This is a genomic window from Nocardia mangyaensis, from assembly GCF_001886715.1.
GTDB lineage: Bacteria > Actinomycetota > Actinomycetes > Mycobacteriales > Mycobacteriaceae > Nocardia > Nocardia mangyaensis.
The window spans coordinates 4,001,489-4,026,077 of record NZ_CP018082.1 but is presented as its reverse complement, the minus strand read 5'-3'; the positions used below and the strand labels follow the sequence as shown (position 1 = coordinate 4,026,077).

At 69.4% G+C, this 24,589-nt stretch carries 25 protein-coding genes; 14 read left to right on the top strand and 11 right to left on the bottom strand.

What is annotated here, in order from left to right; translation table 11 throughout:
- Window positions 1-98 precede the first annotated feature (98 nt).
- Window positions 99-3,344, bottom strand: coding sequence for an AfsR/SARP family transcriptional regulator (locus tag BOX37_RS18160; RefSeq protein ID WP_071928699.1), 3,246 nt, complete (start codon window positions 3,342-3,344; stop codon window positions 99-101).
- A gap of 117 nt (window positions 3,345-3,461) precedes the next feature.
- On the opposite strand from BOX37_RS18160, the gene BOX37_RS18155 reads away from it, so the two are divergent.
- On the top strand, window positions 3,462-5,036 hold the full coding sequence (locus BOX37_RS18155; RefSeq protein WP_071928698.1) for an MFS transporter: 1,575 nt from the start codon (window positions 3,462-3,464) through the stop codon (window positions 5,034-5,036).
- 204 nt (window positions 5,037-5,240) lie between these two features.
- On the opposite strand, the gene BOX37_RS18150 is transcribed toward BOX37_RS18155, so the two are convergent.
- Entirely contained in the window at window positions 5,241-5,837 is a 597-nt protein-coding gene (locus BOX37_RS18150; protein WP_071928697.1) for a maleylpyruvate isomerase family mycothiol-dependent enzyme, read from the bottom strand.
- A 71-nt stretch (window positions 5,838-5,908) separates the two neighbouring features.
- Between BOX37_RS18150 and BOX37_RS18145 the strand changes: the two genes are divergently transcribed.
- The gene (locus BOX37_RS18145; protein WP_071928696.1) at window positions 5,909-6,814 is read left to right on the top strand and encodes a MerR family transcriptional regulator; all 906 of its coding nucleotides are present in this window, start codon (window positions 5,909-5,911) and stop codon (window positions 6,812-6,814) included.
- A gap of 48 nt (window positions 6,815-6,862) precedes the next feature.
- Here the strand turns inward: BOX37_RS18145 and BOX37_RS18140 are convergent, their stop codons facing one another.
- Entirely contained in the window at window positions 6,863-7,375 is a 513-nt protein-coding gene (locus BOX37_RS18140) for a L,D-transpeptidase (RefSeq protein WP_240504923.1), read from the bottom strand.
- Window positions 7,376-7,730: 355 nt separating this feature from the next.
- Here BOX37_RS18140 and BOX37_RS18135 point away from each other — a divergent pair, with 355 nt between their 5' ends.
- Window positions 7,731-8,159: a PaaI family thioesterase gene (locus tag BOX37_RS18135; RefSeq protein ID WP_084759801.1), complete on the top strand. Its 429-nt coding sequence runs from the start codon at window positions 7,731-7,733 to the stop codon at window positions 8,157-8,159.
- 529 nt (window positions 8,160-8,688) lie between these two features.
- Here BOX37_RS18135 and BOX37_RS18130 read toward each other — a convergent pair.
- Entirely contained in the window at window positions 8,689-9,207 is a 519-nt protein-coding gene (locus tag BOX37_RS18130) for a DinB family protein (protein ID WP_071928695.1), read from the bottom strand.
- A 60-nt stretch (window positions 9,208-9,267) separates the two neighbouring features.
- The gene (locus BOX37_RS18125; protein ID WP_071928694.1) at window positions 9,268-9,648 is read right to left on the bottom strand and encodes a VOC family protein; all 381 of its coding nucleotides are present in this window, start codon (window positions 9,646-9,648) and stop codon (window positions 9,268-9,270) included.
- 287 nt (window positions 9,649-9,935) lie between these two features.
- Between BOX37_RS18125 and BOX37_RS18120 the strand changes: the two genes are divergently transcribed.
- A complete protein-coding gene (locus BOX37_RS18120) occupies window positions 9,936-11,069 on the top strand; it encodes a PQQ-dependent sugar dehydrogenase (protein WP_071928693.1) in 1,134 nt (377 codons plus the stop codon).
- Between the two features lie 3 nt (window positions 11,070-11,072).
- Here the strand turns inward: BOX37_RS18120 and BOX37_RS18115 are convergent, their stop codons facing one another.
- Window positions 11,073-11,837: a class I SAM-dependent methyltransferase gene (locus BOX37_RS18115; RefSeq protein WP_071928692.1), complete on the bottom strand. Its 765-nt coding sequence runs from the start codon at window positions 11,835-11,837 to the stop codon at window positions 11,073-11,075.
- A gap of 305 nt (window positions 11,838-12,142) precedes the next feature.
- A complete protein-coding gene (locus BOX37_RS18110) occupies window positions 12,143-12,718 on the bottom strand; it encodes a TerD family protein (RefSeq protein WP_071928691.1) in 576 nt (191 codons plus the stop codon).
- 347 nt (window positions 12,719-13,065) lie between these two features.
- Here BOX37_RS18110 and BOX37_RS34120 point away from each other — a divergent pair, with 347 nt between their 5' ends.
- Complete coding sequence (locus BOX37_RS34120; RefSeq protein ID WP_156910450.1) at window positions 13,066-13,209, top strand: hypothetical protein; 144 nt, start codon at window positions 13,066-13,068, stop codon at window positions 13,207-13,209.
- A 204-nt stretch (window positions 13,210-13,413) separates the two neighbouring features.
- On the opposite strand, the gene BOX37_RS18105 is transcribed toward BOX37_RS34120, so the two are convergent.
- Window positions 13,414-13,863, bottom strand: coding sequence for an SRPBCC family protein (locus BOX37_RS18105; protein ID WP_071931622.1), 450 nt, complete (start codon window positions 13,861-13,863; stop codon window positions 13,414-13,416).
- A gap of 177 nt (window positions 13,864-14,040) precedes the next feature.
- Between BOX37_RS18105 and BOX37_RS34115 the strand changes: the two genes are divergently transcribed.
- The 7 genes from BOX37_RS34115 to BOX37_RS18080 all read left to right on the top strand — a co-directional run bounded on the left by BOX37_RS34115 (window position 14,041) and on the right by BOX37_RS18080 (window position 19,399).
- Window positions 14,041-14,187 carry a hypothetical protein gene (locus BOX37_RS34115; RefSeq protein WP_420811537.1) on the top strand — a complete coding sequence of 49 codons (147 nt, stop codon included), beginning with the start codon at window positions 14,041-14,043 and terminating at the stop codon, window positions 14,185-14,187.
- 66 nt (window positions 14,188-14,253) lie between these two features.
- Window positions 14,254-15,735, top strand: coding sequence for an FAD-dependent oxidoreductase (locus tag BOX37_RS18100; RefSeq protein ID WP_071928690.1), 1,482 nt, complete (start codon window positions 14,254-14,256; stop codon window positions 15,733-15,735).
- Entirely contained in the window at window positions 15,732-15,920 is a 189-nt protein-coding gene (locus tag BOX37_RS34110; protein WP_156910449.1) for a hypothetical protein, read from the top strand. Before BOX37_RS18100 ends, BOX37_RS34110 begins: the two co-directional genes overlap by 4 nt.
- A 149-nt stretch (window positions 15,921-16,069) precedes the next feature.
- On the top strand, window positions 16,070-16,717 hold the full coding sequence (locus BOX37_RS18095) for a TetR/AcrR family transcriptional regulator (protein ID WP_206045682.1): 648 nt from the start codon (window positions 16,070-16,072) through the stop codon (window positions 16,715-16,717).
- Window positions 16,718-16,811: 94 nt separating this feature from the next.
- The gene (locus BOX37_RS18090; protein WP_084759798.1) at window positions 16,812-18,494 is read left to right on the top strand and encodes an FAD-binding dehydrogenase; all 1,683 of its coding nucleotides are present in this window, start codon (window positions 16,812-16,814) and stop codon (window positions 18,492-18,494) included.
- Between the two features lie 63 nt (window positions 18,495-18,557).
- Window positions 18,558-19,025 carry a MarR family winged helix-turn-helix transcriptional regulator gene (locus tag BOX37_RS18085; protein WP_071928688.1) on the top strand — a complete coding sequence of 156 codons (468 nt, stop codon included), beginning with the start codon at window positions 18,558-18,560 and terminating at the stop codon, window positions 19,023-19,025.
- Entirely contained in the window at window positions 19,022-19,399 is a 378-nt protein-coding gene (locus BOX37_RS18080; protein WP_071928687.1) for a DUF5313 family protein, read from the top strand. Before BOX37_RS18085 ends, BOX37_RS18080 begins: the two co-directional genes overlap by 4 nt.
- 37 nt (window positions 19,400-19,436) lie before the next feature.
- Here BOX37_RS18080 and BOX37_RS18075 read toward each other — a convergent pair whose 3' ends face one another.
- A complete protein-coding gene (locus BOX37_RS18075; RefSeq protein WP_071928686.1) occupies window positions 19,437-19,820 on the bottom strand; it encodes a hypothetical protein in 384 nt (127 codons plus the stop codon).
- Window positions 19,821-20,002: 182 nt separating this feature from the next.
- Between BOX37_RS18075 and BOX37_RS18070 the strand changes: the two genes are divergently transcribed.
- Window positions 20,003-21,376 (top strand): FAD-dependent oxidoreductase, encoded by a 1,374-nt coding sequence (locus BOX37_RS18070; RefSeq protein WP_071931620.1) that lies wholly within the window; start codon window positions 20,003-20,005, stop codon window positions 21,374-21,376.
- Window positions 21,377-21,481: 105 nt separating this feature from the next.
- On the opposite strand, the gene BOX37_RS18065 is transcribed toward BOX37_RS18070, so the two are convergent.
- Window positions 21,482-22,504: an ABC transporter substrate-binding protein gene (locus BOX37_RS18065; protein ID WP_071928685.1), complete on the bottom strand. Its 1,023-nt coding sequence runs from the start codon at window positions 22,502-22,504 to the stop codon at window positions 21,482-21,484.
- A 166-nt stretch (window positions 22,505-22,670) separates the two neighbouring features.
- Between BOX37_RS18065 and BOX37_RS18060 the strand changes: the two genes are divergently transcribed.
- Window positions 22,671-23,699 carry an alpha/beta hydrolase gene (locus BOX37_RS18060; RefSeq protein ID WP_156910448.1) on the top strand — a complete coding sequence of 343 codons (1,029 nt, stop codon included), beginning with the start codon at window positions 22,671-22,673 and terminating at the stop codon, window positions 23,697-23,699.
- Here the strand turns inward: BOX37_RS18060 and BOX37_RS18055 are convergent.
- A complete protein-coding gene (locus tag BOX37_RS18055) occupies window positions 23,696-24,169 on the bottom strand; it encodes a flavodoxin domain-containing protein (protein WP_071928683.1) in 474 nt (157 codons plus the stop codon). The genes BOX37_RS18060 and BOX37_RS18055 overlap by 4 nt on opposite strands.
- Between the last annotated feature and the right edge of the window lie 420 nt (window positions 24,170-24,589).

Here is a 24,589-nt window from a genome sequence, read left to right as displayed (position 1 = left end):
GAGGAACCGGCGAACGTGTTCGGTCACCGAGGAATTGGGGCTGTCGGTCACGATGTGCTTCATGGCTCCCACCGTGACCGGACGGCCTTCGGATCGACTCAGGACGGGCTCGAGGTCTCCCCGATGGGATCGAGCACTTCGGACACCGTCATGGCGTCGGCGTCGCGGCCTGCGGTGAACTCGGCGGTGAACCGGTCGGGGTCGAGGTCGGCGAGGACGCGCGCCTCGATCCGGTCGACGTCACCGCGTTCGGCGTCGGGTAGCGGTGCCCCGGTACCGCGGCGCAGGGCGTCGGCGGCACCGAGCAGCCGGGCGGCGTGCGCGCTGTCCCCCGCCAGTGAGCGGGCGCCGGCCAGACCCTCCAGCGCCAGCGCGTGGGCGCGCGGGTCGCCGGTGCGCAGCGCGGCGGCCAGCCCGCGCCGCTGCCACTGCTCGGCCTCGTCGGGTACGCCGGCCAGCTCGGCGGTGAAGCCGAGTTCGGCCAGGATCAGCGCGGCGCCGAAATGCGAGCCGGCCCGCAGGTGCCAGTCCAGCCAGGCGCCGAGGTGTTCGCGAGCGGCGCCGAGGTCGCCCCGGCGTCGGGCCACCAGACCGAGCCCGAGGACCGCGGATTCCTCGCCGACCAGGTGTCCCTGGTCGACGGCGACCTGGCGGGCGCGCTCGTGCAGTTCGGCGCTGTGTTCGAGTTCGCCGCGCAGCAGCGCGATCCGGCCCAGCGAGGTGAGGCGCTCCCCGACCTCGGTCCACAATCCGAGCTCCTCGGCGGTGCTCAGGGCGGCCCGGTGATAGTCGCGGGCGGCGTCGAGGTCGCCGGTGACCTCGGCATGGCTGCCGAGCAGGTATCCGGCGATGCCCTGCCCCCAGCGATCACCGATGCGGTCGAACAGATCCCGGCTGTGTTCGGCGTGCTCGCGCAGGGCGGTCAGGTCGCCGTGGCCGAACGCGTCGCGGGCCAGCGAGGCCGAGGTCGCCGCGATGCCCCAATCGTCGCCCAGCTCGATGAAGGCCTCGCGCAGCGCGGTGGCGGTGTCCATGCCCGCGATCGGGGTGAAGCCGGTGTGCGCGTGCGCGAGATACCAGCGGGCGCGCAGTTCGGCCCGGCTCGGCCGGTCGATCGGGGCGGGCAGGGTGTCGGGGGTGCTGCCACGGCCGAGTTCGAGCGCGCGGCGCCACAGCAGCGCGATCCGGCGCGCGGTCGCCTCGGACTCCCCGGGCACCGCGAGCGCGATGCCGATCGAGCGGATGCCCTCGGCCAGCCGTCCGCGCATCACCCAGTACCAGGCCAGCGCGTTGGCCAGGCGTACCGCGTCATCGGATCGTCCTGCGGCACGGGCGGTGTCGAGTGCGCGCCGCAGATCGGCCGACTCGGTGTCGAGCCTGGCCAGCCAGCGTCGCTGATCGGCGGTGCGAATCTGCTGGTCGGCCCGCTCGGCGAAGTCGAGGTAGTAGGCGAGATGGCGCAGTCGCGTGTCGGACTCCTCGCCGCTGTCGCGTAACCGGTCCAGCCCGTAGGCGCCGACCGATTTCAACAAGCGGTAGCGCGGGCGGGCCTCCGTGCCCGGCGCGATGATCAGGGACCGGTCGACCAGGCGGGCCAGCAGTTCGGCGACCTCGGTTCGGGCGATGTCGCCACCCGCGACCACCGCCTCGGCCGATTCCAGGGTGGCGCCGTCGGCATGGGCCGAAAGCCGCCGCAGCACCGCGCGTTCGGCGTCACCGAGCAACTCCCAGCTCCAGTCGATCACCGCCCGCAGCGTGCGCTGACGATCCGGCGCGTCCCGGTACCCGGCCGACAGCAGGGTGAACCGGTCCTCGATCCGCTCGGCGAGGGTGTGCACGCCCAGTGTGCGCACCCGCGTCGCCGCCAGTTCCAGCGCCAGCGGCACACCGTCGAGATGGGCGACAATGGTGGCCACCGCACCCGCGTTGTCGTCGGTGATGGCGAACCCCGGCGCGGTGGAACGCGCCCGATCGGCGAAAAGCTGTGTAGCAGCGAACTTCGCCACCTCAGCTGCGGTGGCCCTCGGCTCGGGCACCGGCAACGGCGACACCGGCCACAGATGTTCACCCGCGATGTTCAGCGGCACCTGACTGGTCACCAGCACTCGCAACTCCGGTGCCGCGCCCAGTAGTCGCGACACCAGCGCGGCGGCCGTGTCGGCGACATGCTCCCCGTTGTCCAGCACGAGCAGCGCCTGCTTGGCCCGCACCGCCCCGGCGAGCCGGTCCAGCGGAGTTCCGTTGTCGGGCACCGGGAACGGGCTCGATCCCGCGGAATCGTCGCGCACATCGAAGGCCGCGGCCACCACCTCGGCGAGCGCGGGCAGCGCGAGGTCCGGGTCGTCGTCGACGCACAGCCCGGCGAGTTCGACGAGCAGGACGCCGTCGCGCGCCGGATGCGCCGCGGCGATGGCCAACGCCAGCCGGGTCTTGCCGACCCCGCCGGGGCCGGTCAGCGTCACCAGCCGCTGGGCGCGGATCAGTGCCGCGATGCCGGTCAGATCGCCCTCGCGCCCGATCAGCGTGGTGGCGGGCACCGGCAGGCTCGGTCGCGGAGTCACCGGCGCGGTGGGCGCGGGCCGCATCGGCGCGCCGAGCGCCGGATCCTGTTCCAGCACAGCGCGATGCAGCGCGGCCAGTTCGGGGCTCGGGTCCAGGCCGAGCTCCTCGGCCAGATGCTCGCGCAGCCGCCGATAGGAATCGAGCGCCGCACCGTGGCGCCCCGACCGATACAGCGCCAGCATGTGCGCGCCCCGCAATCGCTCGCGCAGCGGATGTGCCTCGGTGAGCGCACCGAGTTCGTCGGCGAGGGGTTCGTGCTCGCCGAGCGCGATCCTGGCCTGCGCGTGTTCCTCGAGCGCGGTCAGCCGCTGTTCCTCCCAGCGCACGACCGGGATCCGCGCGAAGTCGTGATCGGCGAGGTCGGCCAGTGCCGGACCGCGCCACAGCGCCAACGCCTCGGCGAGCAGCGCCGCCCGCGCGGCCATGTCGTCGGTGGCGCGTGCCCTGGTCAGCAGCTCGTGGAACCGTTGAGCGTCCACCGCGCCCTCGGCGACGTCGAGCAGATAGCCGGGGGAGCGCGAGACCAGCAGGTCACGGCCGCCGGGTTCGGCCTCACCGAGGACCCGGCGCAACTGCGAGGCACGCGTCTGCAGGGAACCGGCGGGGTTGGCGGGCAGCGCGGCCCCACCCCAGAGATCCTCGACGAGCCGGTCGGCGGGCACGATCCGGCCCGGCTCGGCGAGCAGCGCGGCCAGCAGCATCCTGACCTTGAGCTCAGGCACCCGCACCGGCTGTCCCTGGTCGGTCCACACCGCCACCGGACCCAGCACCCCGAAACGCATCTCATCACCCTAAACGGCGGCGTGCTCGAGGTGATCTGGAGCCGACCCGAAGGGTTCCCGAAGCCGCGCTCGCCACGGTGGTGCTTGTTCGAATCATCCTCGAAGGGAAGCCTCCTGATGTCCGAGTTCACCGATGTCCCCGAGCGGGCGGGCACCCGCCAATGGCTGGGGCTCGCGGTCCTGCTCCTGCCCACGGTGCTGCTGTTCCTCACCATGACCGTGCTGTTCCTCGCCACGCCCTACATCGCCGCCGACCTCTCGCCCAGCAGCGGCCAGCTGCTCTGGATCAACGACATCTACGGTTTCGTGATGGCGGGCTTCCTGGTCACCATGGGCACCCTCGGTGACCGCCTCGGCCGGCGTCGCCTGCTGCTGGCCGGTGCCGCGCTGTTCGGCGTCGCCTCGGTGATCGCGGCGTTCGCGCCGAGTGCCGAACTACTGATCGGCGCGCGGGCGCTGATGGGCCTCGGTGCCGCCGCGGTCATGCCCGCCACCCTGTCGTTGATCACCACGATGTTCCGTGACGACCGGCAGCGCGCCACCGCCATCGGACTCTGGGCGGCCTCGGTCTCGGCCGGTGTGGCGCTCGGGCCGCTGCTGGGCGGGCTGATGCTGACCTCGCTGTGGTGGGGTGCGTCCATGCTGATCGGGGTGCCGGTGATGGCGCTGGTCGTGCTCGCGGTGCCCGTGCTCATCCCCGAATACCGTGCGCCGCAAGCCGGTCGGATCGATCCGTCGAGCGTCGCGCTCTCGTTGGCCGCGCTGCTGCCGTTCGTCTATGGCGTGAAGAAGCTGGCCGAGACCGGTCTCGCCGTCGAACCGGTCCTCACCCTGCTCGCCGGTGTCGCCTTCGCGGTGATCTTCGTCCGTCGGCAGCTGCGCCTGACCGACCCGATGCTCGACATGCGACTGTTCGCGAACCGGATCTTCAGCGGATCGCTGGCGGTGTACATGCTCGCCGCCATCGCCCTGGGCGGGGTGTACCTGCTGTTCACCCAGTACCTGCAGCTGGTGGCGGCCCAGTCCCCGCTGGCGGCCGGACTGTGGATCCTGCCCGCGGCGATCGCGTTGGTCATCGTCTCCACCCTCGCCCCGGCCATCGCTCGCAGCGTCCGGCCCGGCTACGTGATCGCTGCCGGGCTGGCGGTGTCGGCGTTGGGTTACCTGGTGCTCACCCAGGTCGGCAGTGAGGCCGGTCTGACCTTGCTCGTCGTCGGCTTCTACATCCTCTACCCGGGCATCGCCCCGGCCATGGCGCTGATCCCCGGCCTGGTCATCGGCGCGGCCCCGCCGGAGAAGGCGGGTGCGGCCTCGGCGGTGGAGAGCACGGCCAGCGACCTCGGCGTCGCACTGGGCGTCGCCCTGCTGGGCAGCGTAGGGGCCGCGGTGTACCGCGCCGGAATGTCGGATGCCGAGGGTGCGAGCGCGGAAACCCTCTCCGGCGCACTGAGTTCGGCCGACTCGTTGCCCGCAGAACTGGCCGACTCCGTGATCGCCGCAGGGCGTGAGGCGTTCACGAACGGATTGAACGCGGCGGCCTGGGTCGCCACGGTGCTCTCGGCCGCGGGTGCGGTGCTGGCGATCGCGTTCCTGCGCGGGGTGCCGGCGGGCGCGGTGACGCACCCGGACACCGAGGCGGCTGATGCCTCGACGGGTGCGGAGGTTGCCGAGCGCCCTGCCGTCACGGCCTGATCTGCGGGCTCGTCGGCGAGCCCGCCGATCGTGACAGGCGATCTTCGCGCCCGGCTGGGTGGGCGCACCCTCGGACACCACGATCGAGTGCGGGCCGGCAACGATCCGCAGCGCCAGGCAACGGTGCTGCGGATCGTTGCCGTATCGAGCCGGCCGTGGGATCGAACAGCAAGACCGCAGCACACCACCAGCCGTGATGGTGGTCTACCGGTCCGGGGAGGTGCGTCCGGTGACGAGCATGAGCAGTTCCGTCGTGGTACCGCTGATCGGAGTCCCAGTGCCCGCGCTCCAGTCGGTGTCGGTCGCGGTGAGCGCGTGTCCGCTCAACCGGGTGCGCGCATGAAACGGCGCACCCATCGTCCAGACCCGCTCCAGCGACAGCAGCGCCGCCGCCGTCGGCATCACCCGCTCGATCCCCAGCGGAACTGCGATGTCCTGACCATGCACCAGCAGATCCATCAACCGGTCGGTCGGCGTGGTCCCGATCGGGATCACCCGCGAATCGACCGTGGCCCGCAGCTGCGCCAGCAATCGCGCGGTGGGCGTGCGATCGGCGTGCCGAACCGCGGTGTCGAGGATGAGCCGGTCGACATTCCCGCGGGCGCGCACCAGATTCACCAGCAGCGCGCCGACGGTGACGCGGGTGGCCAGCACCAGATGCGCCACCACATCCCGCACCCGCCAGCCCTCGCAAAGCGACGCATGATCCCACTTCGCTTCGGGTAATTCACGCAGCATTTCGGCCAGCGTGGCGCGCTCGTGCGCCACCGCATCCCAGATGGTCTCGGTCTCGTCGGTCATCGTCGACAGCTCCTTCGCCTCGGTCTCGTGGGTACCGTAGGAGCTCCACCGAGGTGGAGGTGCCAGTAGATGTGACCCATGACACATACCTGACGATCGGCGCGCTGGCCGACCGGACCGGCGTCGCGGTGCGCACCATCCGGTTCTACTGCGACGAGGGCCTGCTCCCCGTCAGTCGCACCGCCACCGGTCACCGCGTCTTCGACCCCGCCGCGGTCGAGCGGCTGACCCTGCTGCGCCGCCTGCGCTCCTTCGGTATCGGCCTGGCTGCCATTGCCGACGTCCTCGCGGGCACCCGGTCGATCGCGGAGGTGATCGCGGCCGAACGCACCGCCCTCGACGCCGAACTCGACACCGTGACCCGCCGCCGCGCCTTGCTGCGCGCCGTCGAAACGGCCGCACCCGACCGGCACGCCGAACACCTGACCCGCCTCGCCGCCGTGGTCGACCCGCACGCCGCCTACGACACCCTCGCCACCTTCTGGCGCCGCCAGCTCACCCCGCTACCGCCGTCCGCGATCGACGGTTTCCTGGGCATGAACATCCCCGAACTTGCACCCGACGCCCACCCCGAACACCTGCTCGCCTACGCCGAACTCGTTGCCGCGACCACGAATCCGGCCCTGGCCACCGCCATGTCGGACACCATCCGCCACCGCGGCACTCCCGGCGTCCGCGACGAACGCCGCCTCCTGTTCGACATCGCCGACGCCTGCATCGGCGCGGAACCCCTCGTCGCCGCGGGTCACGCACCCCGCCCCGGCCCGGAACTCGACCACTACGTCGACATCCACGCCACCGCCCGCGCCCGCCGCGACACCCCCGAATTCCGCCGCGGCCTCCTGCGCGACACCGCGGGCGCCGACCGCCCCGTCCGCCACTACTGGCACCTCACCGCTACCCTCACCGGCCCTGCCGTCACCTCCGGCGCGGCCCACCTGTGGCTGTTCGACGCGCTGACCGAGTCGGTCCGATGAGAAAGGGAGGCCGGTGACCCGGCCTCCCTTTCGTCAGCTATTCCGCACTCACGGAATCACTTCGACGATGTCGCCCGGCTCCAGCCAGTCGTAGTGCGCTTTGGCGCCCTCGGGAGTCAGGCGGATGCAACCGTGGGACTCGGCCTCGACCGGGCCGATGTGGTAGGCGATGTCACCGTTGAAGAACACCGCGTACTCCATCGGCGCGTTGTGCAAGGTGCTCCAGTGGAACGGCTTCTTGAACGCCACTTTGAACACGCCAGGAGGTGTCTCGTAGCCTGCCTTGCCGTGCGACATCGGGGTGGGTCCGAAGGTGGTCTCGCCGTTGTCCATCAGCCACGCGTTGTTGGTCGACAGCTGCAGGCAGGCCCGTGCCTTCTCGCTGCACGGTGCGAGGACCGGTTCGGGCTCCGGCTCGGGGATGAGTGCCGGGACGCCCGGCACATCGGGACCGCCGGGCCACAACGGCTCGGCCTGCACCGGCGCGGCGACGGCGGCGCCTGCCACCATCACGCCCAATGCCGCCTGAACGGCCCAGCGGGGGATACGACTACTACTCACGAAATCTTGCCTCTCTCGCCGCGCCCACCCCTGGCCGTCGTGCGCCCAGATCGTGAGCTCTCAACATCGACACAAGCCTCGGAAAAGATAGAGGTCCAGAGATCATGGAGTATCGCGATCGTGTTGAGCAAACTCGGAGACCGCAGGTCGGCGCGCCGTCGGAACAGCCCGCTTGACTGCTTAGGTAAGCCTGACCTATGCTCAACTCGGCGTACGGATGAGCCGGCGGTCCCGAGGGCTGCGGTCGACCCCCTCATTCATGCCGCGGCGGGCTCCGTCCCTGTGGGGGAGCCCGCCGCTCGTTTCCCGGTCACCGGGTGCGGCGGGCGGATTCTGATGGTGTAAACCGGAACCCATGAGCGAAAACTCCCTGTCGTTGGCCGACATCACCCCGGAACTGATGACCAAAGCCAGTGAAGGCACCTTCACCGATCTGATCGGGCTGCGCTTCACCGAGGTCTCCGCCGACCGCGTGGCCGGCGAATGGGAGGTGCGCCCGCAACTGCACCAGCCCGCCGGCATCCAGAACGGCGGTGTCTACTGCACCGTCATCGAGACGCTGGCCAGCGTCGGCGCGGGGGTGTGGTTCGGCGATCGTGGCTCGGTCGTGGGTGTCAACAACAACACCGACTTCCTGCGCGCGGTCCGCGAGGGCGTGCTCACCGGCGAGGCCACCCCGATCCATCGCGGGCGTAGCCAGCAACTGTGGATCGTGGTGATCACCGACGCCGAGGGTCGCACCGTCGCGCGCGGTCAGGTCCGGTTGCAGAACCTGGCCGCCTAGCCACCGTCCCGTGGCGGTCACGCCATTCTCGCTGTCCTGGCCGGCGGCATCGATCTCGTCGGCATGGGCAGCGGGCCGGCTGTTGATCCAGACCTGGCCGAACCGCCGGCGGGACAATGCTGTCGAGACAGTGTCCAATCCCGCGACTGAGCGATCCTCTCGCTGATCGGGCTCGACTACGCTCGGGGAGCGTACAGCGACTTCGGGCCGAGGACGCCTGCGCGCCCGGTGCCACTGGCGGGTCGGCCGGTGATGCTTCCGATGTCCCATGGTCCGGTGCCGCACAACGGATTCGGCCACCCGCCGATGCGGCCCACCCCACGCTCGCGCACCGGATCGCTCGTCGACCTCTGTGCCGCACTCGTCGTCACCGAGGTCGCCGGCGTGGGAGTCTGGGCGGTCGGGCGCGACAGCGCACCCCGCAGCGTGCGACTCCTACGGTCTGGGCGCCAACAACGACCCGTCCAGCGCAGAACTGCTCGAGTGGTGGAAGACGTTGCCGCTCGCCTGATTCACCGCACAGCGGTCATCACGCGGCCCGCAGCAACCGCAGCTGGCCGACCTCGGCGGCGTTCTTCATCAACTCCGCATTCACCCACGCGATCATGTGTGCCAGAGTGAGTTCGGCCTCGGCGTTCCATGGGAACGCCGAGTTGGTGTCGAGGTCGGTGTCGTCGAGTTGGTTCAGCACCTCGTGCCAAGCGTCGTGTAGGCCGCGGAGCCAGTCGATGGTCGGTTGCCCTGGTCCGGGCCAGGCGATGTCGGCACGGCCGCGTGGGACGTCGCCCCGCGCGTGGTCCAGCGCCACGCTCCACCACCACCCGATGTGCCAGGTGAGCCAGCCCATCGTCGGAACCGGGATGGGCTCGGGTTCGACCTCCGCCCAGTCCGGAACCCAACCGCCGCTGCCGGTTTCGTGCATCGTCCAGCACAGCTCGGCCGGTTCCCACAGGAAGTCGTCCGGCTGCAATCGCTCGAGATGCAGCTCGAACAGCGACCACACCAGCTCGAACTGCCAGCGCAGTACCTCACATCGTGTCGTAGACATCGGGGGATGGTGGCACATCCCGGTACAGCTCGGAAAGTCATTTCCCGGGCCGGTCGACTCCTAGTCGATCCCCGGACCGGCTGAAACGGTCAAACAAAAGGGATGCCCCGAAGGATCGAGGAACACCCGCCACTGATCGGGCGCGGGCTGAAATCCGGCCTTGACCGCACCGCACGCGATCGCCGCCCGCTCGCCGTCATCGAGATCGGCGACGAACAGATCCAGGTGCATCTGCTTGGGCACCTCGTTGCCAGGCCAGTCCGGCGCCCGGTGATCTGCCACCCGCTCCACCGTCACCATCACCCCGTCCCCCTGCAATACGATCAATCTTTGGGACTCGTACCGAATCTCGAACCCGAGCAGGTCCCGATAGAACTCCGCGAGCCGACGCGGCTCCGCACTGTCCAGCGACACCGCCCCGAACCTGATCTTCGCGCCCATCGCACACCCCCGAGCTCAGGGCCCCGGCCTCGTGCCACGGGCCGCCACTACCTGCCATCGATACCACAGAACCACGACGCGTCGGTCGAACCGCGACCCGTCCGGGTGATGGTTGTCGTTGTGGCAGACCCGTCCCGACAGCAGCATGACGCGCTGCCTCGAGGTGTGAGGTTCGCAGAAGTGACGCCCTTCCCCGGCCTGCCGTGGCGACTATGCTGGGCGGGACGGAGCCGCGGTGTGGTTCCGATACGAAGCTTTGCCGGTTCTCGGGTTACGGAGCAACGTTCATGCCGATCTCGACCAGTGCTCAAGGGCCGCGATCTCGATTGCGGCGGATGATTTCGGGCGTGGCGGTGGCGCTCGGGGTGGCTGCTGTGTCGTGTGCGAGCGAGGAATCGCGGGGTGGAGCGGGGACATCGCCCCCTGTCACCGCCATTGCGCCCAGCCAGCCCGCGGGGACTCCGGATCTGGGTTCGCCCGAGGTGGTCGCGCAGGGGATCGATGTTCCGTGGGGACTCGCGTTCCTGCCTGACGGGACGGCGCTGGTGGCCGAACGTGACTCCGGACGCATTGTGCGGGTGGCGCCCGGTCGCGCGCCGGAGCCATTCTACGAGGTGCCGGGGGTGGTCGCGCGGGGTGAGGGTGGCCTGCTCGGGCTCGCCGTCGATCCCGCGTATACCGAATCCGGGTACATCTACGCCTACTTCACCGCCGTGGACGACAACCGCATCGTACGGTTCCGCGAGGACACCGAGCCGGAGGTGGTGATCGACGGAATCGCCAAGGCGGGCAACCACAACGGTGGTCGGATCGCGTTCGGGCCCGACGGCATGCTGTATGTCGGCACCGGGGACGCCGGTCAACGGGAGCTCTCGCAGGATGCCTCCAGTCCGAACGGCAAGATCCTGCGGCTCACGCCGAACGGAGCGCCCGCCCCAGGAAATCCGGAGCCGGGTTCACCGGTGCTCAGCCTCGGCCACCGCAATGTACAGGGCCTGGCCTGGGACCGCGCGGGCACGCTGTTCGCCGCCGAGTTCGGCCAGAATCGCCTGGACGAGATCAATGTGATCGAACCGGGCGGCAACTACGGGTGGCCCACCGTCGAGGGTGCGGGCGGAGCCGACCGCGGCTTCATCGATCCGGTCCTCACCTGGTCGACCGCGCAAGCATCGCCCTCCGGCATCGCCATCGCGGGAGACACGCTGTACGTGGCCGCACTGCGCGGCGAAAGACTGTGGACCGCAACAGTATCCGAGGATTCCGCCGCAGACCCGAAGGACTTCTTCCGCGACGACTACGGCAGACTGCGCACCGTCGAGGTCGCACCCGACGGCGCCCTCTGGCTCACCACCTCCAATACCGACGGCCGGGGCGATGTGCGTGACGGCGACGACCGCATCGTCCGCTTTCCCGCCCGCTGACACTCACGGCTTCCGGCCGGACACGACGAGATACGGGTCGACCAGTACCGGGGTGCTGGACTCGAATTGCGCGCATTCAGCCAGGTACTCGTCCAGTCGAGTACTCGCACGGACCCAGCCCCCACGTGCTTCCAGTTGGGCGCGCAGCGCCGCCAACGCGCTCAGCCGTTCGGTGACCTGATCGGCGAACCCGCGTCCGGCATCCAAGGACAACCGCAGCTCCCGCGAGCGCACCTGGATCGCTGCCAGCCCGGCATCGGCCGCGGCGCGCTCGGCGGCATCGCCCGCACTCCACAGTGTCGGGAAGCCCGGTGCCGGTGCACCCAACTCGGCGGCCAAGAGCGTCCGCGCGTGATTCGGCCAGCCGTCCGCGCTGAGCGTCGTGAAGGCGACCGATCCACCCGGCCGCACACACCGGACGAGTTCGTCGAGTGCGCGAATGGGGTTGTCCGCGAAAATGATTCCGAACACCGAGACGGCCGCGTCGACAGATGAGGTCGGCACCGGAAGATCCTCCGCATCGGCCACGGCGAAGGTGACACCCGGTAGCCGCTCGCGAGCGCCGTCGATCTGTTCGGGTGCGGAGTCGACACCGATGGCCCGTGCGCCGCGATCGAGAGCGACCGCCGCGGCATTGCCGGTGCCGGTCGCGCTGTCGAGCAGCACCTCACCGCACCGTAGATCCGCTGCTTCGACCGCCGCCTGCGATGCGGGAAAGAGGTAGTCGGCAGTCCGTTCGTAGCGAGCTGGGGACCAGCGCTGGTTCATCGGCCATCCGTTCGTCGACAGATCGGCTGGAGTCGAACTCCAGCCGCACGTTCTGTGGACGAGTTTTCACTAGAGTAAAGGTCTAGTCAAGAGCTTGATGTACTGGCCGAGTAGGGCCCGCGAGTGGGCTCCGACCGTGAACGAACCGTCGCTACCGGCCATGGTCGATCGGCCTGGGTGACCGGCGGGGACGACGCTGGAATTCCGCACCGGGACGCGGGAGTTTCCGCTCCGGTGATCGGTGAACCGGTCGGGGACAGAACACCGCCCGCACGGATCGACCGTGCGGGCGGGAAGAGCGTAGATCAGAGATTGACGCCGAAATCGCGCGCGATGCCCTCGAGTCCGGACGCGTAGCCCTGACCGATCGCGCGGAACTTCCACTCCGCACCGTTGCGGTACAGCTCGCCGAAGACCATGGCGGTCTCGGTGGAGGCGTCCTCGGACAGGTCGTAGCGGGCCAGCTCCTCGCCGTTGCTGCGGTCGACGACGCGGATGTAGGCGTTGCGGACCTGACCGAAGGACTGGCTGCGGGTGACCCCGTCGTAGATCGAGACCGGGAACACGATGGACTCGATGGTCGCCGGGGTGTTGGCCAGGTCGACGTTGATGACCTCGTCGTCGCCCTCACCCTCGCCGGTCCGGTTGTCACCGGCGTGCTCGATCGCGCCCTCGGGCGACTTGAGGTTGTTGAAGAAGATGAAGTGCTCGTTCGACACGACCTTCTTGTCGGCGCCGAGCGCGATGGCGCTGGCATCCAAGTCGAAGTCCGTCCCGGTGGTCGTCCGCAGGTCCCAGCCGAGGCCGACCGCGACCGCGGTGAGGTTCGGCGCCGCCTTGGTCAGCGAGACGTTGCCACCCTTGGACAAACTGACACCCATACCGATAACTCCCATCGATCATCGCGGCACAGAGGGTGCCGACCATTCGTACAGTAGCACGTGCCACTGTACGTTCCGTTGTCCATCCGATAGCTGATCATGCCTGAAAACATCTGGCAGATAGTCGAATTGGCACACAAGGTGTTGGTCCGGTTTGTCCGGTGAGCGGGTGCTGACGCTCTCTCTCGGGACGTGGTGGCGGTGCCTCGCCGAGAGGGCGACATCCGCGACAACGGAATGGTCTCGACCGGCGATTTCCATCACCTGGATCGCAGAACGAATCGTGATTTCGGGGGAGTGGGAATCGCCGGTCGAACCCGTATCCGACCGGCCTGCGCGAAGCCGCCGTGCGGCAGGCCACCGACGCCGACTATCTCGCCGAACTGGCGCAGTGGAGCGGATGCCAGGGCGCGACCGAGGGGGTGCCGGCCCGGAACACCCCGCTGGCGCACTCGCCCGAGGAACTGCCCGTGCGCGTTCGTCGAACCTGAACTGCGCGAACACACCACGGCACCGGACGCGGCGCAATGGCTGGTCGTCTGCACGCCCCGCGACGACCGGATCTCCCAGCTGCGGGCCGACGAGGCGACCAGCGCCATGCTGTTGACGGCCGCCCACCCGCGTCGGCGCGATGCCGACCGCCGCTGCACTCGACACCGCGTCGCCCGGTCGAGGAGATCATCGAACTGCACTGATCACCGCCGGGCCCGGGCCCGGCCCACCGCGACATCGGTGAGCCTGGTCAGCGATGCCCGATTGCGCGGTCCGAGCAGTAGAGCCTGCACGCGCTGCGGCAGCAGTCGTCCCGGTCCGGCGACCACCCGCTCGGTCATCCGTACCGCGGTCGTCTCGTCGTCGAGCGCTGCCAGCTCCAGGGTGACGGTCGCTGCGCCGACCGGCCATAGGCGTGCCCGCAGTTCGAGGTGGTTCGGACGGTCGACGGCCCGCACGACGGTCGTGTCCTGGATGGTCAGCGGCCACGGGCCGACGCTGTGATAGATCCTGGTGCCGACCGCGGGCCAGCCCAGGTCGACCTTGCGGATGTGGGAAGCGCCGACGACCCAGCCCGCGTAGCTCCAGCCGTCGGCGAGCACCTCGAAGACCGCTGGCACCGATGTCGGCACGATGGTTTCGACAACGGACATATCGGCCTCGCTCTCGAGTCTGGCGTGGGAGTGCGTGTCACTGTCGCGATACCCCGCCGGGCGCGTCTCGAACACGATTCGAAAGCGAATCCGCCGGGGCCGTCGCGCGGTGAACGATCGAGCGATGACCGATCGGGACGACGTGTCGCGGGCCGAACGTGCCCTGCCGAGGGCGCCGTGATCGGCACTGAGGGCTACTACGTCGACGTGTCCGACACCGCGGCCGAATACCGGCGCGAGGCCCTCGATCAGACCCTGCCCGGGCTGCTCGACGCCAGGGTGCTGATCGAGCAGGCCAAGGGCGCGTTGATGCTGGTCTGCTGACCGCTCATCGGGACACCGACCCGGTCGGGTGACGTTTCGTTCGGCGGGCGTGGGTATGCGCCCGCCATGACATTGTTCTGGTTCACCGATGCCGAGATCCCGGCCCGATCACCCCTCGCCGATGACATCGCTGTCGACACCGTGGTGATCGGGGCCGGGATCGTCGGTCTGTCGACCGCGCTACTGCTCGCCCAGAGCGGCCGGGAGGTCGCCGTCCTCGAAGCGCGACGGGTCGGGTCGGTCGCCACGGGCGCCTCGACCGCGAAGATCTCGGTACTGCAAGGCACTCGGGGACAGGCGATCGCGCACCGGCACGGCACCGCGGTGTTGTCGCGGTATGTGGCCGCCAACCTGGACGGTCTGGACTGGCTGCTGGAGTTCTGCGCCGATCACGATGTCGCCGCGCAGCGTGTACCGGCGATCACCTTCGCCCAGAATGCCGGTGAGCGCGACGCGATCCGCGCCGAGTACGAGGTGACCCGCGCGGTCGGTCTGCCCACCGAACTTCTCGACGACCTCGACGTCGCGTTCCCGACCCACGGTGGTGTCCGACTCCGGGAACAAGCCCAGGTCGACCCGGTCGCGGTGCTGGCCGCCCTGGCCGCCGCCGTGGAGGCCCGCGGCGTTTCCGTGTTCGAGTCGACCCGGGCTCAGGGGCTCCGGCGACGTGGTGGCACCGTCGAGGTGAGTACCGACCACGGCAAGGTCTCGGCGGGAAGCGTGGTCGTGGCGACCGGATCGCCGATCTTCGATCGCGGTGGATTCTTCGCGCGCCTGGTGGCCCAGCGGTCCTATCTCGCCGCATTCGACGTGCCCGGCCCTGTGCCCTCGGAGATGCTCATCAGCGCCGGTCAGCCCACGCGATCGCTGCGCCGGCACCCGACCGGGACGGGTGCGGTTCTGCTCGTCGGCGGTAGTGGCCACGAGGTCGGCCGGGTCGAGTCCGAAGCGGGTCAGGTCGCCGAGCTGCTCGACTGGGCACAGCGGTGGTTCCCCGGTGCGCGGCTGCTCGATCGCTGGTCGGCCCAGGACTACCACCCGATCGGCGAACTGCCCTATGTCGGGCCCTTGCTACCCGGTACCGACGATGTACAGGTAGCGACCGGTTTCGCGAAATGGGGCATGACCAACGGTGTCGCGGCCGCGCTGGCACTGGCCGGGCGGATCACCGGACAACCGCGCAGTTGGGCCGATGTCTATGAGCCCTGGCGACCCGGCGAGGTGAAGGCGCTCATGGCGGGCGCGCAGGCGAACGCGGCCGTCGCGCGGTACCTGTCGAGCGGGTGGGTGCACGCCGTCGGCGCGCGCCCAGGTGGCGCTCCGGCTGAAGGGTGCGGTCGGGTCGAGCGCCACGGTGTGCATCCGACCGCGGTGTCGACGGTCGGCGCCGAAACCCGCGTGGTGTCGGCGGTGTGCCCGCATCTGCGGGGCATCGTGGCGTGGAACGACGCCGAACAGACCTGGGACTGCCCGCTGCACGGCTCACGTTTCGCCCCCGACGGCACCGTCCTCGAGGGACCGGTGACCCAGCCCTTGCCCCGACGATGACCGCTCGCGTCATCGAGCGGCGCGCGCTCGGTAGGCCGAGGGTGTGGGAGACCGCCGCGCAGACCTCGGGGCTTTCGGCGCCCGAGCCGGCGACTCGCCATCGGTTCCCGCTGGTCGGAGTGGGCGCGATCATCGTCGCCCTGCTGGTGGTGATCGTTTCCTCATCGCGGCGGTCGGGGTCGTGATCGCCATCTGATCGCCCCCGTTCGAGTTCGGCCAGCCGTTGTTCCCAGTCGAGAGGACGGGTGACCGAACGCCCGCTGTCGCGCCGGTGGGATGCCGGCTGCCGCGTACCCTGAGCGCGTATCGGCTTCGACAAGGACGGTGGTGCTCAGTGGCGGTAACGGTGACCTCCGGCGCACCGGCGGACGGAAGTACCCGGCGAGTCACCAAGCGCCGCGCCGAGACCCGGCAGCGGCTGCTCGACGCCGCGTACGAGGTGTTCGCCGAGGTGGGGTTCGGCCGGGCCCGTCCCGAGCAGATCTGTGAGCGCGCCGGGTACACGCGCGGGGCCTTCTATTCGCAGTTCAGCTCGATGGACGAATTGTTCCTGACCCTGTGGGAGCAGTGGTCGACACGGATGCTCGATGACCTGCGGGCGCTGTTGGACTCGCGGGTGGTCGCCGAGACCGCCGACGAGCGAGAGCTGGTCGAACACGTGTTGCGGGCCGTGCCGCTGGACGACAAGTGGTTCCGCGTCAACTCCGAGTTCACCACCCATGCCATCCGCCACCCCGAACTGCGCGCGCTGGTCGCCGCCAGGGAGCGGGCGAACGCGGCGGCGATCGTGCCCGTGGTCGAGGCGCTGCTGGCGCGGGTCGGCCGCGTGGTCACCGATCGCGAAGCGCTCGGGCAGGCGCTGATCGCGGTCCATGACGGGACCATGGCGCAGTGCCTGGTCGAGCCGGAGAATCCGGTGGTGGCGGCGCGTCGGGTCGACCTGTTCCTGCGGGTCATCCTCTCGTTCACGGTGCGGGACTGAACGGCGAACGGATACACAATTGAATCGGATGCGATAACGTACGGATTGCTTCGGCGGTCGCCGGAGCGCGGTCTGTTCGATCCGAGGAGTGCCCGTGCCCGAAACCAGTGGTCCGTCCGGCGTGGACGCCGAAGTGATCGTCGTCGGCGCGGGTCTTGCCGGCCTGGTCGCCACCCATGAGCTGGTGAAAGCCGGGCGGCGGGTGCTGGTGCTCGACCAGGAGAACCGCAACAACCTGGGTGGTCAGGCATTCTGGTCGCTGGGCGGACTGTTCTTCGTCGACAGCCCGGCGCAACGTCGACTCGGCATTCGCGACTCCTTCGAACTGGCCATGCAGGACTGGCTGGGCTCCGCGGGCTTCGATCGCGACGACGAGGACGCGTGGGCCAGGCGGTGGGCGCGGGAATACGTCCGGTTCGCCGCCACCGAGAAGTGGGATTACCTGCACGAACTCGGCCTGCGGGTGACCCCGGTGGTCGGGTGGGCCGAACGGGGCGGTGGTGCCGGTGACGGACACGGCAACTCGGTGCCCCGATTCCATCTCACCTGGGGCACCGGGCCGGAGGTGGTGCGAGTCTTCGCCGAACCGGTCCTGGCCGCCGAGCGAGCGGGCTTGGTGCGCTTCGGATTTCGGCATCGCGTCGACGAACTCGTCGTCGCGGACGGTGCCGTGGTCGGTGTGCGCGGCAGCCTGCTGGCCGACACCGATCTCGAACGGGGCCGCGCTTCCTCGCGTGACGTGGTGGGAGAATTCGAGAATCGGGCGGGCGCGGTCATCGTGACCTCCGGCGGCATCGGGCACGCCCCCGATCTCGTCCGGCAGAACTGGCCGACCGAGCGCCTGGGTCCCTGCCCGCAGACCATGATCCCCGGCGTGCCCGCCTATGTGGACGGCCGGATGCTGGCCATCGCCGAGGCGGCGGGCGGGCGGGTGGTCAACCGGGATCGCATGTGGCACTACACCGAGGGCATCCACAACTGGGACCCGATCTGGCCCGACCACGCCATCCGCATCATCCCCGGCCCGTCGTCGCTGTGGTTCGACGCCACCGGACAGCGGTTGCCCGCACCGTGCTACCCGGGTTTCGACACCAACGCGACCATGAAGGCGATTCTGGCCACCGGCTACGACTATTCCTGGTTCGTGCTCGACCAGGCGATCGTCGAAAAGGAGTTCGCGCTGTCGGGATCGGAACAGAATCCCGACATCACCGGCAAGGACCTCCGGCTCACCCTGCGCACCCGGCTCGCCAAAGGCGCACCTGGTCCGGTGGACGCCTTCCTGCGGCACGGCGAGGACTTCGTCGTCGCCCCGACGCTGGCCGAGCTGGTCGCCGGGATGAACGAGATCGCCCGCGGCCCGCAACTGGACGCCGCGGACCTGGAACGTCAGATCGTCGCCCGTGACCGAGAGGTCGCCAATGGCTACGCCAAGGACGGGCAACTCGCCGCGATCGCGAATGCCCGCCGCTACGTCGGTGATCGTCTCGGCCGGGTAGCCGCACCGCACCGCATCCTCGACCCGGCCAAGGGCCCGCTGATCGCCGTGCGCCTCAACATCCTCACCCGAAAGACGCTGGGCGGCTTGCAGACCGACCTCGACTCCCGCGTCATCGGTACCGACGGCAATCCGGTGCCTGGCCTGTACGCCGCCGGTGAGGTCGCGGGCTTCGGTGGCGGCGGCGTGCACGGATACAGCGCGTTGGAGGGAACCTTCCTCGGTGGCTGCATCTTCTCCGGGCGGGCCGCTGGTCGCGCACTGGGGTCGGCTCAGTAGGGGGTCAATAGTTTGTGCGACAACTATTAGTGGGCTAATCTAGGCGTCGACCGATCGAAGGAGTTGGACGTGGACGCGCTCGATGACCCGCTGCGCCTGGACCGGCAGGTGTGTTTCGCCCTCGCCGTGGCCAATCGCTCGGTACTCGCCGTGTATCGGCCGCTGCTCGAACCACTCGGTCTCACCCACCCGCAGTACCTGGTGATGCTCGCGCTGTGGGGGGAGGCCCCGATGTCGGTCAAGGCGGTCGCCGAGGCGATCCAGCTCGACTCGGCAACGTTGTCGCCGCTGCTCAAGCGACTCGAAACGGCTGGTCTGCTCACCCGCCGCCGCGATCCGCACGACGAGCGCACCCTGCTGATCGACCTCACCGAGGCCGGCGGGGACCTGCGGCGCCGCGCCGAACAGATCCCACCCGCGGTCGTCGAGCGGCTCGGCGTGAGCCTGGCGGATCTGGAAGAACTGCGCGACGTCCTCGGCCGGGTCAACGCGGCCGCGCTGCGGGCGTCGGAATCGAGGAACCGATCATGACCGGCCGAACCCCGAATCTCTGGCAGCGGCTGCGCTACATCGGCGGTGCCACGCTCCCGCCGACGATGTCGGACTGGGTTCTGGCCGACCTGACCGGGCCCGGCGCCACCCGCCGCTACCTGACCCGCTTCCTGCTGCCGGTCCTGCCGATCCTGTGCCTGTTCCTGCTGGTCCCCGGCCCGGTCTGGATGGGCCTGTCGATGATGGCCCTGCTGTATCTGCCCCTGGTCTACTTCACGATCGCCTTGGTCTACGTGTACCGCCGGCACCGCCTGGTGAGTCATGGCTTCGCCCCCGAACTGGCGAACGTTGCCGAACAGCGCCGCATCGAGTCCGAGCGAGCCGCCTACGAATCGCGCCACCCCCGCACCTGACCCGCGCGAGCTCGCAGCTTTCTTCCCCGCCCGTCCGTCAGGTTCGGCGCCGCCGCGCGATCAGCCAGACCACGATCGCGGCGAGCACCGCGGCACCGGCCACCAGGGGCCCGCGGGCCGAATCGGCGGCGTGCTTGGCGTGCTCGGCTACCGGAGAGGGAACCGCTGCCTCGAGCTTCTCGACCGCGTGCCGGGACTTCTCCTTGGCCTGTGCCTGCACTTCGTCGGCCTTGTCGCGTGCCTGGTCGGCGGCGTAGAGCGCCTGGTACTGCGCGTCGGTCACCAGTTGTTCGGCCGACCGGTTGTTCTCGCCCGAGGGCTCTTCCAGCTGGTCGGTCAGTTCGGCGACGACCTCGCTGAGTTCCATGCGGGCCTGGTCGCGGGCCCGGCGCAGCGAATCCGGGTCATTGGGTTGGTTCATCGAGGACTCCCGTTCTCTTTTGTGCCGGGGGACGGGGGCAGGCAATCGCTCGGTCTGGCGACCGCGGGCCGTCGGCGTCCTCCCCGAGCGTCGTCGGTCAAGGTCGCCGATACCCGGCCTGGGCGGCTCGAAACAGCCGTCGGATGCGGCCAGGCGCCCGAGGGTCTCGTACCGTGGGCGCCATGGGCGAACGCATGGTGATCATCGGGGCCGACGCGACCGGGATGTCGGCGGCCTCCCAGGCGCGCAGGCTGCGCGCGGCCGACGAACTCGAGATCATCGTGTTCGACAAGGGCAACCACACCTCGTATTCGGCCTGCGGAATCCCGTACTGGGTGAGCGGGGACGTCGCCGACGCCGACGACCTGATCGCGCGTTCGCCCGCCGAGCACCGCGCCCGCGACATCGATCTGCGGTTGCGGACCGAGGTGACCGACATCGATGTCGCCCGACGGCGAGTGCTCGCCCGTGATCTCGACACCGACGAGCGGACCTGGACGACCTACGACAAGCTCGTCCTCGCCACCGGCGCCACCCCGATCCGTCCGCCGCTGCCCGGCATCGACGCCGAGGGCGTGTACGGCGTGCAGACCCTCGACGACGGCCAGGCCCTCATCGACGGGCTGGCCGCGACGACCGGCCGGGAAGCCGTCGTGATCGGCGCCGGATACATCGGGGTGGAGATGGCCGAGGCCCTGGTGCGGCGCGGTTTCCGGGTCACCATGGTCACCCGGGCCGCAGAACCCATGTCCACGCTCGACTCCGACATGGGTGCGCTCGTGCGAAAAGCCATGGTGGGCATGGATATCCGGCTGATCACCGGCGCCGAGGTGACCGGCATACGGACCGGCGCGGACGGTCGCGTCCAGGCCGTGTCCACCGCCGACGCCGAGTATCCGGCGGACGTGGTCGTCCTGGGCATCGGCGTGCGCCCCACCACCGAGCTGGCCCGCCGCGCCGGACTGCCGGTGGGCGAGTCCGGCGGCCTGCTCACCGACCTCGCCCAGCGGGTGCACGGATACGACGACATCTGGGCGGGCGGTGACTGCGTGGAGGTGCTCGACCTGGTGGCCGGTGCGCTACGCCACATTCCGCTCGGCACTCACGCCAACAAGCACGGCCAGATCATCGGCACCGGCGTCGGCGGGGGATACGCCACTTTCCCCGGGGTGGTCGGTACCGCGATCAGCAAGGTGTGTGATCTCGAGGTGGCGCGGACCGGCTTGGGGGAGGCCGACGCCCTGCGCGCCGGCTTGCAGTTTCATGCCGTCACGATCGAATCCACCGGGCGCGCAGGCTATTTCCCGGGTGCGGCGCCGATGACGGTGAAGATGCTCGCCGAACGGCGGACCGGTCGATTGCTCGGCGTGCAGATCGTCGGCCGCGATGGCGCCGCCAAGCGCATCGACGTCGCCGCCGTCGCGCTCACCGCCCGGATGACCGTGGAGCAGATGACCGCGCTCGACCTCGGCTACGCCCCACCCTTCTCCCCGGTCTGGGACCCGATCCTGGTCGCCGCGCGCGCCGCCGCGAAGGCGGTCGCGCGCGGGCACTGAGGTTCGGCAAACCACGAAAGATGCTTTCTATCAGGCACTTCGGCGAAATCGGCCCGCGCCCAGCACCTGCTGGATCGGCGTTTGCCTGTTCGGGCGCTGGAGCGGTCAGATCACCTTGTTCGCATCGCGAATCGTGGCGGCCAGTCGCTCCAGCAGGGGAGCGGTGGCGGCGTGCGAGAACCGGAAGACCGGTGACCAGGGCGCGACCTGCCCGGCGCGGACAGCGGGCAGACCGCGCCAGACCGTTTGTTCGGCAAGGGCTTGCGGTGACATGCCGATGCTCCGGTCGTCGAGCAGGATCACGTCGGCGTCGTAGCGGTCGGCGGTCTCCCAGCTCAGCGATTGGAAGAAGCCGCCGGGGTCGACCTGATCGGGCACGACCAGATCGACCCCGAGTTCGGTGAAGAAGCGCAGGTCCGCCGAGACGCGCGGATCGGAGACATAGAACAGCTGCGGGTTCGCCGAGGCGGCGAGCACGCGCAGACCCGGCCGCGCCGCGACCGCGTCCCGGACTGCCTGCGCGGCATCGGCGAAGCGCTGCTCGGCGGCGGCGACGGCCGCGCTGGTGGTGTCGGCACCCAGTGCCTCGGCCAGGCTTCGATAGCGTTCGATGATGTCGAGCAGCCGCTGATTGGCGATCTCGACGGCGACCACGTTGGGGTTCGCCGAGCGGATTTTGGTGAGGTTGTCGTCAGGGACGTACCAGAGCCGTTCGGGCACATAGGAATCGGTGACGAGCAGATCCGGCTCCAGGGTCGCGTACTTCTCGAGGTCGAACTCGCCCCAGGCATCGCCGATCACCGTCACATCCACCGTGTCCAGCTCGCCCAGCAGCTGTTCCGAGCTCGCTTCGCCGAAGATCCCGACGATGCGCTCGCGCACGCCGTAGTCGGCGAGCGCCCCGGCCGAGCCGGTGAACGCGACCACCCGGCTCGGGGTGTCGTTCAAGCGCAGTGTCTCACCGAGACCATCGGCGAACTCCCAGCTCCCCGTGCCGCTCGAGCCTTCCTCCGGGCCCGCGCCGCACGCCGCCAGACCGGCGCCGAGCCCGACCGCCCCCGCCACTACGAAGAATCGGCGACGGGTGAGAGAACTGTGCTGTCGATCCTGACTCGCGATGACGATCATCCTCCGAACATGTGGTTACCGGTCCGCAAGCATTAGAACGTTCTCGACGCGATGAGGCAAGGCATACCTCACTAGCAGGAGCCGCGGTGGCGCTAGACTCCAGCGAGTGCGGTGCCGGGCCGTGGATCGAGGTAGTAGCTTGCGGTTGGTCGATGAGGTGGGCGTGATGATCGAGCGATCGGTCGGGACAGTGCTGGCCGTGTCCCCGGGGATTTCCGACCGCTTGCCGATACGGCCGCCGGTCCTCGATGGTCAGCAACTGAACCCACGGCTCCATCTGCTGGCCACCATGGGCAAACGCGATCTCCTTGCCCGGCGCGCACCGTCAGCCCGCACGCGAGGCCGGCTCGATTGGCTGATGCGCGCGGCGACGGCGGTTCGGACGGGCCCGGTCCGAACCTCGGAGTGGACGATCCCCGGGAGCGCGGGGCCGTTGGCCGGCCGCTTGTACCAACCGGAAAAGGGCGCACCGGCACAGTCGCTGCTGGTCTTCGTGCACGGCGGTGGCTGGCACGTCGGCAGTGTCGCGGGGTACGACAACGTGCTGCGGTTCCTCGCCGACCGCGCCGGAATCGCGATCTTCTCGGCGGACTATCGGCTGGCTCCCGAACATCCGTTTCCGGCCGCGTTCGATGACGTCGCTGCGACTTTTCGCTACGCGGTCGACCATGCCGAACACTGGGGCATCGATGCCGCCCGCATCGGAATCGGTGGTGACAGCGCGGGCGGCAATCTTGCCGCTGCCGTCGCGCTCACGGTCGAATCACGCTTTCGTCCCGCCGCCGTCGCCCTGCTGTATCCGGCGCTGGACTGGAACCTGGATCGCTACCCGTCGACGACGATGTTCACCGTCCCGCTCGACGAAGGCTGTGTCCGCCGGGCGATGCGATGGTATGCCCCGACCGCGCGTGAGCAAGCGGATCCGCGCTTCTCGGTGCTGTCCGCAGCCGATGTGTCGCCGATGCCCCGCACCTACGTCGCTACCGCGGGCATGGATGTGCTGCGCGATCAGGGCTCGACGCTGGTCACACGACTGCTCGGCAGCGGGGTCGACGCCGAGCTCCGCCGGTTCGACAACCTGCCGCACGGTTTCGCCAGCATGCTCGTCGATCACGAGGCCCGCACCGCGACCGAGGATTTCGCCCGCGCCGTCCGCTCGATCCTCGAGGCGCCACCGACACCCGATCCTGGCTAGCTGAAACCGACCGAAGCATCGGTCAGTCCGTGTGCGAGCGCGATACTGTCCGACCATGTCCGAACGGACTGCCAGTCACAGCGATCGGTGTGGTGTCCTCCTCTGAAACCGACGTAGTCGCGCGGTCGCAGGACGGCGAGGAGATCTTCCAGGTCCTGCCTCGGGTGTCGACCGTTCGGAGTGTGCGGGGCGGGGGAGACCCCGAACAGCCAGAGTTCCTTGTCTTCCAGGGCGCCGAGATTGTCGCGTAGGTAGGCCATGGCTTCTGCTGGCAGCCGCCCGTCCTGGACCGGACCCCCGAGAACGACGGCGTCGAAAGCCGACAGGTCCGGCGCGTGAGCGATCTCGTGCAGCTCCGCATGCGCACCGCGGCTGACCAGGTCGTCCCAGACGAATTCCGCGATGCCTCGGGATGATCCAGGTGCGGTCGCGGAGAGGACGGCGATGCGGGGCGGGGGCGCAACTGTCATGTCGTCAGCGTCGCTCGAGACAGGTTGCGTCGTTGAGGGTCCTGATGCCCGCAATCGAGGGACCAAAGACACCTGCTGCCGGTGACCGGGCAGCGCCTCCGCCACGGTGGCCGCGTCGAGGACCACGTCGCCGTTCGCGGGGTATTCGCCTGATCTGCACCTTCGGCCGGCGACGGCGCCGGAGATCTGCAGACTCGTCCTGTTCGGCGTGACCTCGATGCTCGCGGGAGTGCTGTGATGTGCCGTCGAAGCGGGTGCCCAGGCACGGGCGACGCGGGGATGCACGGGAAGATCCTGTGTCCGAAGCGGATTGCGGTTCTTTCACGGGGCTTTCCTATTCGAGATTTCGATGATAGCTTGGCCAAAGATCTAAGTTACCGGTCAGTAACATCACTTTGGCGCTGGTCGGTGACCGCTCAG